This window comes from Corynebacterium aurimucosum, assembly GCF_030408555.1.
GTDB classification, from domain to species: domain Bacteria; phylum Actinomycetota; class Actinomycetes; order Mycobacteriales; family Mycobacteriaceae; genus Corynebacterium; species Corynebacterium aurimucosum.
Map to the genome: position 1 here is coordinate 1,349,990 of NZ_CP047048.1, position 15,069 is coordinate 1,365,058.

Here is a 15,069-nt window from a genome sequence, read left to right on the forward strand (position 1 = left end):
AGAAAGTGGTGAAAAACAGTAGAGGAAATCAGCAGCGGTTCTAGCTGCGCATCTCGCGACCGGTGAGGTCCAAGAAGACCTCTTCGAGGTTGCGGTGCGAGGTATGCAGGTTGCGGAGGACAACGTTTTGTGCGGCCAAACCCGTGGCGAGATCCGCGATAACGGCTGGGCTGACCGTAGAGGTGAGTCGGTAGTGCAAGGGGCGAAGGGCCTCGGCGGAGATCCCGACCTCACGCAAGGCCTCCAGATCCACCGGGGTTGCGGTATCAAAGTTCAGCTGCGGGATGTCGGTTGTCTCCGTGAGGGAAGCTGCGGTGCCGCTGGCTACGAGCCGGCCGTGGTCGATGATGACGACATGGTCGCTGAGCGCTTCCGCCTCGTCCATGAGATGAGTAGTCAAGATGACGGTGACGCCGTCGGCCCGCAAAGAGCGGATAAGGTCCCAGACGGCAAGACGCGATTGGGCATCCATGCCTGCGGTGGGCTCATCGAGGAAGACCAATTCGGGGCGACCAATGATGGCCAGAGCGAGAGAGAGACGTTGTTGTTGCCCACCGGACAAACGGCGGTAGCTATTCTTTGCCACCCCGCGCAGCCCGAGGGTATCCAGAAGCCACTCCGGGTCCAAAGGATTTTCGTTATAGGAGGCGCTGAGTTTCAGCATCTCCTTGACCTTGATGCCGGAGTAGGAGCCCCCGCCTTGGAGCATGATGCCGATGCGGGAGCGCACTGCATCAGGGTTGCGAGCGGGGTCAAGGCCTAAGACTTCAATGTGGCCAGAAGTGGGCTTTTTGAAGCCTTCACACATCTCGATGGTGGTTGTCTTTCCGGCACCGTTAGGGCCCAGCAAACACAGGATCTCGCCATGTTTGGCGCGGAAACTCAGCCCGTTAACTGCGTTGACGTCGCCATAGGTCTTAATGACGTTATCCAATACAAGAGCTGATGTAGTCACGGAGCCTTAGTCTAGGACACGGACGCCTGAGCGTCGCAATACAACCCACCCCGCAGCGGCGAGCGCGAGGAAGGTCACCAGGGCGGCGAGGTAGATGATGAATACCGTCCCGGGAGGAAGCCCGAGTCCGCGGGGCAGGACGATGAAGCTCATCAATCCGGAATAGATCATGACGGCCAAGCGGAAAAAGCGGCGGTTAGCCCACGCGGCGAGCGGCAACACGGCCCACAGGATGTACCAGGGTTGGACAACGGGGAAAAACACCACGAGCACAAAGGTGGACACTCCCAGACCACCCACTGGGTGGATTGCGCCGCGGTAGGTGGCAAACAGCATGCGGATCATGAAACCGGCGGCGATAATGACGCCCACGGTACGGGTGACGCTGAGGATGGCTTCGGTGTGATCGCCTAAACCTAGCAGCATCCCCAGGGAGCCGGCGCCGACACCCACGGAGGTTGTCGCAGACAGCCAGGAACGGATAGTTGCTGCGCCGCCCTGACCGAAAATCCAACCTATGTCGATCCCCGTAATGACAGTGACAGCGGCGATGGACGCTGCGAGCACCAGCAATTGGGTCACGCCAGCGCCAAGCACCGCCCGCACTGGGGGGATGCCGAGCTTGTCGACGAGCCCGCGAGCCGCCGCCATGCCAACAAAGCCTAGGCCAATGAAGCCGGTGACCTTGACCATGCCCGCGCAAGAAATAAGGACACCCGAGGCTAGAAACAACCCCGACACTCGCCATCGGGCGTTGTGCTCGTCATTGACCGCCCGCAGGCCCAGCTCTACACCGACGAGAGCCAACCCCAACATGAAGGATTCATTGTGGATTCCGCCGACGAGGTGAAGGATGGTCAAGGGGTTAAGGATGCCCAGCCACAGCGCCGCCTCGGGGGATACACGGCATCGGGTAGCAAGCCGTGCACTGGCCCAGCCGGCAGCGATGATGCCGAAAAGAGAAAACACGCGGTGCAGCACCACACCCCAAATGATGGAATCGTTGGTCAGCCAGCTCACGACAGCTGCCAAGCCCAAGGCTACGGGGCCGTAGGGGGAAGGGGAGTTTGCCCAAATGAAGGGGACGGACCGGGCAAGATCATTATCTGCGCCCAAAAGTTCCACGGGGCCCGCGGAATAGGGATCGAGCCCTTGAAGCACGATGGAGCCGTTGGCGAGATAAGAGTAGATGTCTTGGGTAAACAGCGGCGCGGTGACGAGCAAGGGGAGAACCCATCCCAACCATGTTCGCCACATCTGACTTTGCGTGACTACTCGCGGGGAGTGGCTAAACCGCGGATCTGCGCTAGGTGTTGAGCCTGTACTTGCGCTCGCCGAGTTCTTGCCCAAGCGCAGCGGTGCACCCACCAACGGGGCCATGCATACCCAGGCCGTCACCATGAATCCGACACCAATGAAGACAAGGGCGGATGCTGATTGCAGCATTCGCGTCATGAGCGAGCCAAAGGGCAATGACTCATAAGGGTTACCCACGACGGGCAGGGCACCGGCACCTAGGCCGCCAAGCGCAATGAGTAAGGCTCCAATGGTTCCGAGCCATCTCAGGCTAAAAAGTGTGCGCAGCTGGGCTATGGTGCGGCGGTGAACGTCGCCAAGCGCGGCGTGATCTGCATCTTCGGGGGAGTCGGGAAAATCCTGGTGAAGGAGCGCAGAGCGGGATCCCGGGACTCCCATGCGGGGGAGTTCATCGCGCACACCCCAGATGACTCGGTGCAATCGCCCCGATTGGGTGTAGCCGCGCTCCATATTCATGCCTGTTTACCTTAGTCGCTCGGTGGGGAGAAGCGACTAGGTGCCCGCGACACGAATGAAAGAGTGGAAATCGGGAATGAATTAAGGAACACTAGTGTTGTCTAAAGGGAGAGTGTTTCATTCAAGGAGGTGTACACCGTGACGAAGGAGTTGCCAAGGGAAACTCGCTCTACAGAGGGCGATACCCGCCGACACGTCATGCTGTTGCTTCTCAAGGACGGTCCGGTAACGGCGTCGTATTTGGGTGAACGTCTCGGTCTCTCTGCGGCCGGCATCCGTCGGCACTTAGACATTCTGGTGGAGGAAGGACTCACCGAGGTGGTGCACCGCCGCCCGCCAGCCCGTCCCGGGCAAACAGTAGGCCGCGGTCGCCCCGCCAAGCATTTCCGCCTTACGGATCAAGGGCGCGCCCAATTTGGTCACGCCTATGACCAGTTGGCGGCGGAAGCACTCACAGCGCTGCGAGAAGCGGGTGGTCCGGAAGCAGTCCGCCGCTTTGCCAAGGCGCGATTCGAACGCCTCGTAGAGGACGTGACACCTTTGGTACAGGATGAGGAATCTGTTCCGGAGGTGGCTCGTCAGCTAGCTGAGGTGCTCGATGCGCATGGCTACGCGGCCACGGTGACGTCGGTGGGCAACGGAGTACAGATTTGCCAGCACCACTGCCCGGTTGCCCACGTGGCCACCGAGCACCCGGAGTTGTGTGAAGCTGAACAGGAAGTCTTCTCCGCGCTATTAGGCAAACATGTGCAGCCCTTAGCCTCCATCGCGGATGGCCATGGAATCTGCACCACGAATATCCCCTTAACTCCCGTTCCACCAGCTTCGGCGGAGCGGGAAGAAAACTAATCGAACTAGAAAGGAGCGGGCTTTGACACAGGCACAACCAGCACCAGGGCTTGAGACCAAGATGAGCGATGACGAGATCATCTCTTCCATCGGTGGCTATGAGTACGGCTGGCGTGATTCCGACGAAGCCGGCCAGGCTGCACACCGCGGTTTGAGCGAGGATGTCGTCCGCGATATCTCGAAGAAGAAGAACGAGCCGGAATGGATGCTCGAGTCCCGCCTTAAGGCGCTGCGTGTATTCAACAAGAAGCCGGTTCCGACGTGGGGCCCGGATCTTTCCGGAATCGACTTCGACAACATTAAGTACTTTGTCCGCTCCACCGAGAAGCAGGCCCAGACCTGGGATGACCTGCCGGATGACATTAAGGAAACCTACGACAAGCTAGGTATTCCGGACGCCGAAAAGAAGCGACTTGTCTCTGGTGTTGCCGCGCAATATGAGTCCGAGGTGGTTTACCACAAGATCCGTGAGGACCTTGAGGCCCAAGGCGTTATCTTCGTTGATACCGACACCGCAGTGCGCGAATACCCGGAGATCCTCCAGGAATACTTCGGCACTGTTATTCCGGCCGGCGACAACAAGTTCTCCGCGCTGAATAACGCGTGCTGGTCCGGTGGTTCCTTCGTGTACGTCCCGAAGGGCGTCCACGTGGATATCCCGCTGCAGGCCTACTTCCGCATTAACACCGAGAACATGGGCCAGTTCGAGCGCACCCTCATCATCGTGGAAGAGGGCGCCTACGTTCACTACATCGAGGGCTGTACCGCGCCGATCTACAACTCGGATTCGCTGCACACCGGTGTTATCGAGATCGTCGTGAAGAAGGGCGGCCGCTGCCGCTACACCACCATTCAGAACTGGTCCACCAACGTCTACAACCTGGTGACTCAGCGCGCCAAGGTCGAGGAGGGCGGCACCATGGAATGGGTCGATGGCAACATCGGCTCCAAGGTGACCATGAAGTACCCGTCCTGCTGGCTGACCGGCGAGCACGCCAAGGGTGAGGTCCTCTCCCTGGCCTTTGCTGGCGATAACCAGGTCCAGGACACCGGCTCCAAGATGATCCACATGGCGCCGAACACGTCCTCCAACATCGTCTCGAAGTCCGTGGCCCGCAACGGCGGCCGCGCGGCCTACCGCGGCTTGGTGCAGGTCAACGCTAACGCTACGAACTCCGCTGCCAACGTTGAGTGTGATGCCTTGCTTGTGGACAATGACTCGAGGTCGGATACGTATCCGTACAATGACATCCGTAATGATCACGTCACCCTTGGCCACGAGGCAACGGTCTCCCAGGTTTCTGAGGAGCAGCTGTTCTACCTCATGTCCCGCGGTATCGCTGAGGAAGAGGCCATGGCGATGATTGTGCGCGGCTTCGTCGAGCCGATTGCTAAGGAGCTCCCGATGGAATACGCGCTGGAGCTCAACCGTCTTATCGAGCTGCAGATGGAAGGATCGGTGGGCTAAGTGGTAGCTTCCAATGAATTTAATCCTGCTGACGTCACTAAGGGAGACCAATTCACGTCCTTCAACGTAGAGGACTTCCCAGTGCCGCACGGCCGCGATGAGGTCTGGCGTTTCATTTCCTTGCGTAACCTGCGTGGCCTGCATAATGGTGAGTTCGCACCGGCTACGGCGCAGCAGATCGACGTGGTGGCTCCGGAAGGCGTGACCTCTGAGACGGTTGCGCCTGACGACGACCGCCTGGGAACCGCTGGCGCACCTGCTGACCGCGTTGCAGCTCAGGCGTGGTGCTCCATGCCGGAGGCCCAGATTGTCAGTGTTGCCGCTGATGCACGTCCCGACAAGCCGGTGGAGATCACCATCACCGGCGCAGGTGAGGGCGTGACGTCCTTTGGCGCGACCTCCATTCACGTGGGCAATCACGCGGAGGTCACCATCGTTCTTAAGTACGTCGGTTCCGGCACTCACGCAGACAACGTGGAGTTCGTGCTGGGCGACGGCTCCCAGGTCACCGTCGTCGTCGACGCTGACTGGGAGGACGACGCAGTGCACCTGTCCCACCAGATTGCGAAGGTGGGCCGCGACGCCGTACTGCGCCACAACACCGCTATCTTTGGCGGCGAGATCGTGCGCCTCGTTCCACGCGTAATTTTCGATGGCCCCGGTGGCGATGCCGAGCTGCTCGGTGTCTACTTTGCTGATGCCGGCCAGTACTTTGAGAACCGCCTGCTGGTGGACCACGACGTGCCAAACTGCCGCTCCCGCGTCTTCTACAAGGGCGCTCTACAGGGAGCTACGGCTGCGCAGAAGGCCGAAGCCGGCTCTGCTTCCCGTACCCCGGAGGCCCGCACCTGCTGGGTCGGTGACGTGCTCATCCGCAAGAATGCGAACAACACGGACACCTATGAGACGAACAACAACCTGATCCTCACCGAGGGTGCGCGCGCTGATGCCATCCCGAACCTGGAGATCCAGACCGGTGAGATCGTCGGTGCTGGCCACGCCGCAACGGTGGGCCGCTTCGACGACCTCGAGCTGTTCTACCTCATGTCCCGCGGTATCCCTGCCGCCGAGGCACGTCGCCTCATCATCCGCGGCTTCTTCTCTGAAGTCATTTCCCGCATCCCGGTCGAGTCCCTGCGCGAGGATCTGGAATCCCGCGTCGTCGACGAGCTCGCCAAGATCAACGCTTAAATCTTTCCGAAAGCAGGTACCAACTCAATGTCTACCCTGGAAATCAAGAATCTCCACGCGCAGGTGCTCCCACATGAGGAGGACGGTGAGCCCACGCCGATCCTCAAGGGCGTAAACCTCACCATCAATTCCGGTGAGACCCACGCTGTCATGGGGCCGAACGGCTCCGGCAAGTCCACTCTGTCCTACGTTATCGCTGGTCACCCCAAGTACGAGGTGACCGAGGGTGAGGTGCTCCTCGACGGCGAGAATATCCTCGAGATGGAAGTCGATGAGCGCGCCCGCGCTGGTCTCTTCCTGGCTATGCAGTACCCGACTGAGGTGCCGGGCGTGAAGATGTCGCAGTTCATGCGTTCCGCCGTGACCGCTATCCGCGGTGAGGCTCCGAAGCTGCGTGAGTGGAACAAGGAGCTCACTGAGGCTCGTGAGAAGCTGGCCATCGATAAGTCCTTTGCACACCGCTCCGTGAACGAGGGCTTCTCCGGTGGTGAGAAGAAGCGCCACGAGGTTATGCAGCTGGACATCCTCAAGCCGAAGTTCGCCGTCATGGATGAGACCGACTCCGGCCTGGACGTCGACGCCCTGCGCGTCGTTTCCGATGGCATCAACAGCTACCAGGAGGAGACCAAGGGTGGCATCCTCCTCATCACGCACTACAAGCGCATCCTCAACTACGTTGTCCCGGACTTTGTCCACGTCTTCGCCGACGGACAGATCATCAAGACCGGCGGCGCTGAACTGGCTGACCAGCTTGAGGCAGACGGCTACGAGCAGTTCCTCAAGTAGGCAGTAGCGCCGATCACGACCACACCACGACACGCTAGAGAAGAAGAACCGAGCACAAGGACCTATGTCTGAACTAGACGTTACTGCGATTCGGGAACAATTCCCTATCCTCTCGCGCACCGTGCGCGACGGTAAACCACTGGTGTACCTGGATTCGGGAGCGACCTCGCAACGTCCCCTGCCGGTATGGAAGGCCGAGGAGGAGTTCGTGCTCGGCACCAACGCGCCGGTACACCGTGGCTCTTACCAGCTGGCGGAGGAGGCTGATGACGCCTATGAGTCCGCTCGCCAGGCCATTGCCGCCTTCGTTGGAGCTGATCGCGATGAGATTTCCTTCACCAAGAACGCCACGGAGGCGTTGAATGAAGTTGCCTATGTGCTCAGTGACGAGCGCGCGGGCGAGCTTTATGTTGGTGAGGGCGATACCGTCGTGGTCACCGAACTGGAGCACCACGCGAACTTGGTGCCGTGGCAAGAGCTGTGCCAGCGCACCGGCGCGACGCTGAAGTGGTACTCCATGACTGAGGACGGCCGCATTGATCTCGATTCGCTCGAGCTCGATGACTCTGTCAAGGTCGTGGCTTTTACCCACCAATCCAACGTGACCGGGGCCGTGGCGCCCGTCGCAGAGTTGGTGCGTCGTGCTCGTGCCGTGGGCGCCATGGTCGTCCTCGACGCCTGCCAGTCGGTGCCCCACATGCCCGTGGATTTCCACGAACTCGACGTCGATTTCGCCGCGTTCTCTGGGCACAAGATGTGTGGGCCGACCGGCGTGGGCGTTCTCTACGGCAAGCAACAGCTGTTGGCGCAGCTGCCGCCTTTCCTCACTGGCGGCTCCATGATCGAGGTAGTCAAGATGGAGGGTTCGACGTTCGCCGAGCCACCCACCCGCTTTGAGGCTGGTACCCAGATGACCAGCCAGGTTGTGGGCCTTGGTGCAGCAGTGAAGTTCTTGAGCGAGGTGGGCATGGACGCCATCCACGCTCATGAGCAAAAACTCACTGCATTGGCCTTGGAGAAGCTTGCTGAGATCCCCGGCGTGCGCATCATCGGGCCTGAGAACACCGAGGATCGTGGGGGAGCGGTCTCCTTCATTGTCGATGGGATCCACCCACATGATTTGGGCCAGGTTCTTGATTCCCATGGTGTGTCCATCCGCACCGGCCACCATTGTGCGTGGCCGCTGCACCGCGCGTGCCAGGCTAATTCGACCGCACGCGCTAGCTTTTACCTGTACAACACTGAGGACGAGGTCGACGCCCTCATAGAGGCAGTGCGGGCAGCCCGTACCTTCTTTGGAGTGAGCGCATGAACCTAGATTCCATGTACCAGGACGTCATCCTGGACCACTACAAGAACCCGAAATTCTCTGGCCTGCGCGAAGGCCAAGCAGAGGTTCACCACGTCAACCCTTCCTGCGGCGATGAGCTCACCCTGCGCGTGAAGTTGTCTCCTGATGGTTCCACCGTCGAGGACGTGTCCTACGACACCGAGGGATGCTCCATCTCGCAGGCTTCGACTTCTGTCATGGCAGAGGAAATCGTCGGCATTCCCCTCGAGGAGGCGAACGCCAAGCTAGCCGAGTTCGAGAGGATGGTGACCTCCCGCGGGGAGGTTGAGGGTGATGACGAGATTATTGGGGATGGCATCGCCTTCGCCGGCGTGGCTAAGTTCCCAGCCCGTGTAAAGTGCGCTCTCCTCGGTTGGAAAGCTTTCCAAGCCGCCACCGTCGAAGCGCTGAATGAATTGGAGAAGTAGATGGCTGATAACACTGAAACCACTGGTGGCAGCACTGATCCTTACCAGGATCAGAATGCTTCCTTTGATGGCGCTGCTGTCAAGCCTGAACAAACCGAAGAGCAGATTTCCAAGGTCTTCGATATCACCGAGTATCTTCGCGATGTCATCGACCCGGAGCTTGGCATCAACATCGTTGATCTGGGTTTGGTTTATGACGTCTGGCTCGACGAGATCGACGGCAAGAACACCTGCGTCATTAACATGACTCTGACCTCCCCGGCTTGTCCGCTCACTGATGTCATCGGCGAGCAGATCGAGGATGTCATCGTGGGCAACAAGCTCGCCGAGGCAGTCCAGCTCAACTGGGTCTGGATGCCACCGTGGGGCCCGAACATGATTACTGAGGAGGGCCGCGAGATGCTCCAGGCCCTCGGCTTCGCCGTATAGAGTCTGCGAGACGTCGCGGCTAGTCCCACCGCCGGTTCGAGAGTGCACATTCTCCTTGTGTCCACACGAACCGGCGGTGTTCTGCGTATATGTGAGCATCCCTCGCCACTGTCAACGCGGTCTCCTCAACCAAAAGCAAAGCCCCAGACCTCGATCCCGAAAGACGCAGCGTGCTGTCAAGGGGTGAATGCGCCACTTCGACCGGGAGGTAGTTGTGACGCGTTGGACTCCGAAGGATGTTAAGGATGCTGCTGTTGAGCGAGTGGCTGCGGGCGAGGCAGTTAGCCTGGTCGCGCGTGATGTCGGTGTGGGCCCTGAAACTGTTTACGGATGGTTGAGGGTAAGAGGTGTCGAACCTCCTGGCAGGCGTGCGAGTCGTCTGCGTGATCCGTTTGTCCGTGAGGCCGTTGGGTTGGTGTGTGCAGGTATGTCGATCAATCAAGCAGCACAGACTGTTGGATTATCGACTGGCGTGCTTCACAGTAGGTTAAAGAAAGCTGGTGTAATCGAAGTACGGCCTAGACGCGCCCGCTTGTCACCTGATGAACGTGTCCAGGCCGTGGAGCGAGTGCTTGCTGGTGAGAGCTGTCAGACGGTGGCTGATGCGGTCGGTGTGCATCCTTCCACGGTGTATCAGTGGATAAGGAAGCAACGGTATGCGGAATTACGCCGGCAGCGACACCGTCGAACGCCTGATGAGGCGGTGGTGTCTATGCCAGATACCGGCAAGAAGCTGGGTAAAGATACTGTTATGCCAGCACCGATGAAAGCTCAAGCCATTGATGGATTTCCTAGCGGCGTATTCGACAAACACGCCTTAGTAGGGCGTGGTCGCAGGCTTACTGTTGAAGACCGTGTTGCTATTGAAGCGGGATGTCGTGTCGGTGATTCGGCACGTGCTATCGCACAGAAAATAAATAGGCACCACAGTGTCGTCGCCCGTGAAATCACCCGTAATGGTTGGAAGATTATCGATGAGGACGGCACAGAGCAGCTGCGGTATAACGCCCACAACGCTGCTGTTTCTACTGCTGGTCGGATGGTGCGGCCAAAACTACGCAAGCTCGATGAAAGCCCAACGCTTCGGGGTGTAGTGATCGATTGCCTTGCCCGCAGGTGGTCACCTGGGCGCATTAGTGCATGGCTTGAGCATGCTTTCAGCGATGATGAAAGCATGCGTATTTCCCACGAAGCGATCTACAGTGCCTTATACATTCAAGGTAAAGGCAGCCTGCGAGCCGAGCTTGAAGAAGTCATGAAGACTAAAGACGTACTTATCCGCGGCGGCGCAACACGCAAGAGTCGTGCCCGAAACGCTGGCGTGTTAACCGGTCGCCCTTGGATCAAAGGTGCTGAGATCACCCACCGCAACCCGGAAGCTGATGACAGGGCTATCCCCGGGCACTGGGAGGGCGACCTTGTCATTGGTAAAGGCGGCAAAAGCGCACTGATTACCCTAGTAGAGCGCACCAGCCGCTACACCCTGCTTGGACACCTCCCCGATGAGCACAGTTCACAAACCGTGGTCGCAACCTTGCAGGACATGGTCAAAGACCTCAACATCGAGCAGCTAAAAACCATCACATGGGACCAAGGGGCAGAAATGGCTGTCACAGCACAGGTCCAGATCAAAGACGGCTGCCAGGTGTTTTTCTGCGACCCGCACTCACCGTGGCAGAGACCAACCAACGAGAACACCAACGGCGAGATCAGGCGCCGGTTCTACAAAAAAGGCACCGACTTTGCCACCGTCACACCCGAACATGTCGCGTGGGTACAAAATGAGCTCAACGAAACACCCCGACAAATCCTCGGCGGCGCAACCCCACGTGAAATACTTAACGAACTATTCAAGCGTGGCGCATCCACCGCTTGATTCCGCCCAGGTGGGCGTCGCCAAGCACTGGCTCACTCAGTAGAGGCGAACAGGAGGTTGCGGGATCGAGGTCTGGGGATCTATTCGTCAGTGGTGGTTCGCAAGCGATGCTGTGCCTGGGCGCCGTGCAGTTCGGGTTTAACTGCCCTGGTTGCTAGACTGTTTCGACGTGATTGTGACCAATGATTTCGAGGTGCGCGTGGGCGCACGCACGCTTCTCGACGCCCCCGGCCAGCACCTTCGAGTGCAACCGGGGGATCGTATCGGCTTGGTCGGCCGCAATGGCGCGGGCAAGACGACGACGATGCGCATCCTGGCGGGGGAGACCGAGCCCTATGGCGGCTCGGTGACGCGCTCAGGTCCTATTGGTTACCTGCCGCAGGATTCCCGTGAGGGCAATATCGAGCAGACCGCTCGTGAGCGCGTGCTCTCTGCTCGCGGCTTAGATGAGATCAAGCGCCGCATGGCCAAGCAGCAAGAGCTGATGGAAACCGCCACGGACGATAGGTTCCGCGACAAGGCCATTCGTAAGTTCTCCCGTCTGGAGGAGGAGTACCACACGTTAGGTGGCTACGAGGCAGACTCCGAGTGCGCCCAGATCTGCGACAACTTGGGCCTGCCGCAGCGCGTGCTCGACCAGCAGCTTAAGACGCTGTCCGGCGGTCAGCGCCGCCGAGTGGAGCTGGCGCAGATTCTCTTCGCAGCTTCGGCTGGGTCAGGCAAGTCCCAGACCACGCTGCTTCTCGACGAGCCCACGAACCACCTCGACGCGGATTCGATTACGTGGTTGCGCGGCTTCTTATCCAAGCACGAGGGTGGCCTCGTGATGATTTCCCACGACGTCGACCTGCTGGAAGCCGTCTGCAACAAGGTCTGGTTCCTTGATGCCGTGCGCGCCGAAGCAGACGTCTACAACATGGGCTTTAAGAAGTACCTTGATGCTCGCGCCACCGATGAGGCACGCCGCCGCCGCGAGCGCGCCAACGCGGAGAAGAAAGCCGCAGCACTACACAAGCAAGCCGCCAAGTTGGGAGCGAAGGCCACGAAGGCCGCCGCCGCCAAGCAGATGCTGCACCGTGCTGAGCGCATGATGAACGAGCTGGATGATGTTCGCGTGGCCGATAAGGTAGCCCACATTAAGTTCCCGGAACCAGCTCCCTGCGGCAAGACTCCGATGAACGCCAAGGGCCTGACCAAGATGTACGGTTCGCTGGAGGTTTTTGCCGGCGTCGATTTGGCCATCGACAAGGGCTCCCGCGTGGTTGTGCTGGGCTATAACGGTGCCGGCAAGACGACTCTGCTTAAGCTTCTGGCGGGCGTGGAGCGCACCGATGGCGAGGGCGGCATCGTCTCCGGCCACGGCCTGCGCATCGGCTACTTTGCGCAGGAGCATGACAACATCGACCCAGACAAGACCGTGTGGGAAAATACCATCGAGGCCTGTCCTGATGCTGGCCAGCAGGATTTGCGTGGACTGCTGGGTGCCTTCATGTTCTCCGGTGACAAGTTGGAGCAACCCGCCGGAACGCTCTCCGGTGGTGAGAAAACCCGACTGTCGCTGGCAACGCTGGTGTCCTCGCGTGCCAACGTGCTGCTTCTCGACGAGCCTACAAACAACCTCGACCCACAGTCCCGCGAGCAGGTGCTCGATGCCCTAGGCACCTACACCGGCGCCGTGGTCTTGGTTACCCACGACCCGGGTGCGGTCAAGGCGCTCAACCCGGAACGCGTCATCATCATGCCGGACGGCGATGAGGATTTGTGGAACGACGAGTACATGGAAATCGTGGAGCTAGCCTAAAGACTATTTCCCAAATATAGCTCTGTCCTGATTCTGCTTCCTGCGCTAGACTCGGGCTCACAACCACACCGCTCAAGACTCTTCTCTTGGGTCCTTCCGCTTCCCACGCACAGGGTCTAGAAGTGGTAAGACCCCTTCGCGCCGCCGCTGGAGAGGAAGAGACCATGAGCACCGCCGCGACCCTAGATTCCGTCATCGAACCTTTGCTCACCGGATTGGTGAGCAAGCGCCCTGAAGTACGAGTGGACTGGGCCTATACCGAATTGAAAGAAGGCATTGAGTCAGGCCAGTGGAACAGCCATCTCGGCCAGATTCGGGAGCGCCTCACCGGTTACCTGCGTACAGGCAAGGTGTGGACCAAGGCTTTGTCCGCTCAGTTGCTGAATGTGCTCGCGGAAGCAGGCCACTTCCACTACGAGGACTACCTCACCTTCCGCGCGTGGTATGTCACAGAGGAGGACACACGCGGCATCGTCAAAGACATTGGTCCTATCATGGCCGTCGGCTACGGCGCTGACTACGTAGAAACCTGTGTTCGCATAGGAATGATCCCGGCTGTCGAAGGTGCGGCGATCATCTCGTGCCGCCTTCGCGCGCCCGGAGGAGTGTGGCATGACGATGAGAGCATCCGCTTAGCGCGTGCGGCCTGCACCACGATTGCCAAGAGTACCTCGCCGCATATCCTCGAAATTTGGACCGAACGGCTGAGCACTACCGTGCTCACCGAAGGCATTCGCAACAATAACCGTGCCGTAGTCGAAAATTTCGCCCACTTTCTTACGGCCACAGCTGACATGGTCCGCAGTGAACCGGAGAAGTGGGGAATTGACGCTGAACGTGCGGATCTCGTGTTGCCGATGATTGCGGAGATTGAAGAAGAACTTCGCAACGCCAGTAATTAGCAAGAAATAGCACCATAAAAGCGCACCTTCGTTACCTCCTTTGGGTGAGCGCACTGCCATGGGTAGCGGTCCGGTGATGCCTGGACGGGTTCACTGAGGTCAAGGATGGTATCGGTACCAGCTGGGCCACCTACAGTTAGTTCACCTTTGTTTATAACAACCGCTGATTCGAATGTTCGGTCTGCCCGCCTGCTACGGACAAGAACCATCGGTACCTTAACGAAGACAGTTTTTCCGCGCCGCAAAACCGTGAGTTCGTCGGTGACATAGCTAGGTCGAATACGTTCGGCAGCGATCAAGCCCCACACAAAAATAATGGCCCACAGCGACAACACTAACGCCAGAATTCGTAGAACGCCCACAGGGAGTAGAAAGTGAACGGCCACCATTTCAACCACCAGCACCGCAGTGACGAAGCCGAGCATCTGTAGCCTGCCCGGAGGGTGGGGAAGTGCCACCGCTCCGGCGGGGACCAACGTCTGGCCCCGCATCCAGCGCCACAGATCGTGGTAGAGGCCCAATTCATATTTGGCTAGGCGAAATCCAGGATGTTTCTCCACAAATCGCCAGATACTAGCCACCTGAGCCACCTACCAAAGCTTTGAGCGCTACACCTTGCGCACCAGTAGTCGGAGCATCAGCCACGGTCAGCGGAGCGTTACCAGGTCGCAAGGTGGGATAGATTCCTCGCATCAACCCGTGTTCCCCCAGGTAGCGCATCTTCTCGATGATACGCGCGACCTCACAATCATGCGGAGACAGCGAGCCAAGCTCTCGCCACAACATTTCAGCCTCGCGGAGAGCTGCAAGGCAATGGTCGTCGGCGAGGTTCTGTCGTAGCTGTTTCCAGGTGGCTGATGTAGCGACTCCGGTAAGTGCAATGAGATCCCAGGAATCCAGTTCGAGTTGAAGCATTGCCGGATCCTCGATGACCTGGCTGAGGGAGTCACGGATATCCTCTGGTGTCCCTTTGGGGGCTTGAGAAAGGGCACGCAAACGTTCTCGCTGCTGTTGCAGCCGAGCAATGCGCTCATCCAGCATGTTAAACGAGCGCTCGACCGCATCAGGAGATGAGACATCAGCGACGGGAACGCCGGCGTCGATAAGCACACGCGCTCGCAGCACCGAAGCCAGGTCAGACACAGAATAGTCGCGATAGTTTCCGCTGGTGCGTGCGGGTTCAGGAACCGCGCCCGTTTCGTGCAAATGGCGCACGGAGCGCACTGAGCAACCAGCGACCGCGGCGACGTCCGATATCTTCATAGGATAAAGCTAAACCCT

13 protein-coding genes and 2 pseudogenes are annotated in these 15,069 nt (G+C 59.2%); 11 read left to right on the forward strand and 4 right to left on the reverse strand.

Features of this window, described 5'->3' with window-relative positions; all coding sequences use genetic code 11:
* Positions 1 to 40: 40 nt before the first annotated feature.
* Entirely contained in the window at positions 41 to 955 is a 915-nt protein-coding gene (locus CAURIM_RS06320; RefSeq protein WP_070444857.1) for an ABC transporter ATP-binding protein, read from the reverse strand.
* A gap of 6 nt (positions 956 to 961) precedes the next feature.
* The gene (gene mptB / locus CAURIM_RS06325) at positions 962 to 2,728 is read right to left on the reverse strand and encodes a polyprenol phosphomannose-dependent alpha 1,6 mannosyltransferase MptB (RefSeq protein WP_070710610.1); all 1,767 of its coding nucleotides are present in this window, start codon (positions 2,726 to 2,728) and stop codon (positions 962 to 964) included.
* A 138-nt stretch (positions 2,729 to 2,866) separates the two neighbouring features.
* Here mptB and CAURIM_RS06330 point away from each other — a divergent pair, with 138 nt between their 5' ends.
* From CAURIM_RS06330 to CAURIM_RS06380, 11 genes and pseudogenes are all read left to right on the forward strand, one after another.
* Positions 2,867 to 3,577: a helix-turn-helix transcriptional regulator gene (locus CAURIM_RS06330; protein WP_070444851.1), complete on the forward strand. Its 711-nt coding sequence runs from the start codon at positions 2,867 to 2,869 to the stop codon at positions 3,575 to 3,577.
* A gap of 61 nt (positions 3,578 to 3,638) precedes the next feature.
* The gene (sufB, locus tag CAURIM_RS06335) at positions 3,639 to 5,045 is read left to right on the forward strand and encodes a Fe-S cluster assembly protein SufB (protein ID WP_201829579.1); all 1,407 of its coding nucleotides are present in this window, start codon (positions 3,639 to 3,641) and stop codon (positions 5,043 to 5,045) included.
* On the forward strand, positions 5,046 to 6,236 hold the full coding sequence (sufD, locus tag CAURIM_RS06340) for a Fe-S cluster assembly protein SufD (protein ID WP_070444846.1): 1,191 nt from the start codon (positions 5,046 to 5,048) through the stop codon (positions 6,234 to 6,236).
* A gap of 27 nt (positions 6,237 to 6,263) precedes the next feature.
* On the forward strand, positions 6,264 to 7,022 hold the full coding sequence (gene sufC / locus CAURIM_RS06345) for a Fe-S cluster assembly ATPase SufC (protein ID WP_070444843.1): 759 nt from the start codon (positions 6,264 to 6,266) through the stop codon (positions 7,020 to 7,022).
* 64 nt (positions 7,023 to 7,086) lie between these two features.
* Positions 7,087 to 8,334: a cysteine desulfurase gene (locus CAURIM_RS06350; protein WP_201828249.1), complete on the forward strand. Its 1,248-nt coding sequence runs from the start codon at positions 7,087 to 7,089 to the stop codon at positions 8,332 to 8,334.
* Positions 8,331 to 8,780, forward strand: coding sequence for a Fe-S cluster assembly sulfur transfer protein SufU (gene sufU / locus CAURIM_RS06355; RefSeq protein ID WP_201828247.1), 450 nt, complete (start codon positions 8,331 to 8,333; stop codon positions 8,778 to 8,780). The genes CAURIM_RS06350 and sufU overlap by 4 nt, the downstream gene beginning before the upstream one ends.
* Entirely contained in the window at positions 8,781 to 9,209 is a 429-nt protein-coding gene (locus CAURIM_RS06360) for a metal-sulfur cluster assembly factor (RefSeq protein ID WP_070444828.1), read from the forward strand.
* A gap of 427 nt (positions 9,210 to 9,636) precedes the next feature.
* Positions 9,637 to 9,846, forward strand: a pseudogene (locus tag CAURIM_RS06365) (helix-turn-helix domain-containing protein); the annotation flags it as partial.
* A 19-nt stretch (positions 9,847 to 9,865) separates the two neighbouring features.
* Positions 9,866 to 11,085: pseudogene (locus tag CAURIM_RS06370) on the forward strand (IS30 family transposase).
* 169 nt (positions 11,086 to 11,254) lie between these two features.
* Complete coding sequence (locus tag CAURIM_RS06375; protein ID WP_070444825.1) at positions 11,255 to 12,886, forward strand: ABC-F family ATP-binding cassette domain-containing protein; 1,632 nt, start codon at positions 11,255 to 11,257, stop codon at positions 12,884 to 12,886.
* Between the two features lie 164 nt (positions 12,887 to 13,050).
* Complete coding sequence (locus CAURIM_RS06380) at positions 13,051 to 13,788, forward strand: hypothetical protein (RefSeq protein ID WP_201828245.1); 738 nt, start codon at positions 13,051 to 13,053, stop codon at positions 13,786 to 13,788.
* Here the strand turns inward: CAURIM_RS06380 and CAURIM_RS06385 are convergent.
* Both CAURIM_RS06385 and CAURIM_RS06390 read right to left on the reverse strand, forming a co-directional pair.
* Positions 13,785 to 14,369 (reverse strand): hypothetical protein, encoded by a 585-nt coding sequence (locus CAURIM_RS06385; RefSeq protein ID WP_070718646.1) that lies wholly within the window; start codon positions 14,367 to 14,369, stop codon positions 13,785 to 13,787. The genes CAURIM_RS06380 and CAURIM_RS06385 overlap by 4 nt on opposite strands.
* Positions 14,362 to 15,051: a MerR family transcriptional regulator gene (locus CAURIM_RS06390; RefSeq protein WP_070730275.1), complete on the reverse strand. Its 690-nt coding sequence runs from the start codon at positions 15,049 to 15,051 to the stop codon at positions 14,362 to 14,364. The genes CAURIM_RS06385 and CAURIM_RS06390 overlap by 8 nt, the downstream gene beginning before the upstream one ends.
* Positions 15,052 to 15,069: the final 18 nt, after the last annotated feature.

Excerpts from the sequence above, each read along its gene's own strand:
- mptB (WP_070710610.1), bottom strand. The coding sequence starts at position 2,728 with ATGAATATGGAGCGCGGCTACACCCAATCGGGGCGATTGCACCGAGTC.
- sufB (WP_201829579.1), top strand. The coding sequence starts at position 3,639 with ATGAGCGATGACGAGATCATCTCTTCCATCGGTGGCTATGAGTACGGC.
- sufC (WP_070444843.1), top strand. The coding sequence starts at position 6,264 with ATGTCTACCCTGGAAATCAAGAATCTCCACGCGCAGGTGCTCCCACAT.
- CAURIM_RS06350 (WP_201828249.1), top strand. The coding sequence starts at position 7,087 with ATGTCTGAACTAGACGTTACTGCGATTCGGGAACAATTCCCTATCCTC.
- sufU (WP_201828247.1), top strand. The coding sequence starts at position 8,331 with ATGAACCTAGATTCCATGTACCAGGACGTCATCCTGGACCACTACAAG.
- CAURIM_RS06360 (WP_070444828.1), top strand. The coding sequence starts at position 8,781 with ATGGCTGATAACACTGAAACCACTGGTGGCAGCACTGATCCTTACCAG.
- CAURIM_RS06380 (WP_201828245.1), top strand. The coding sequence starts at position 13,051 with ATGAGCACCGCCGCGACCCTAGATTCCGTCATCGAACCTTTGCTCACC.
- CAURIM_RS06390 (WP_070730275.1), bottom strand. The coding sequence starts at position 15,051 with ATGAAGATATCGGACGTCGCCGCGGTCGCTGGTTGCTCAGTGCGCTCC.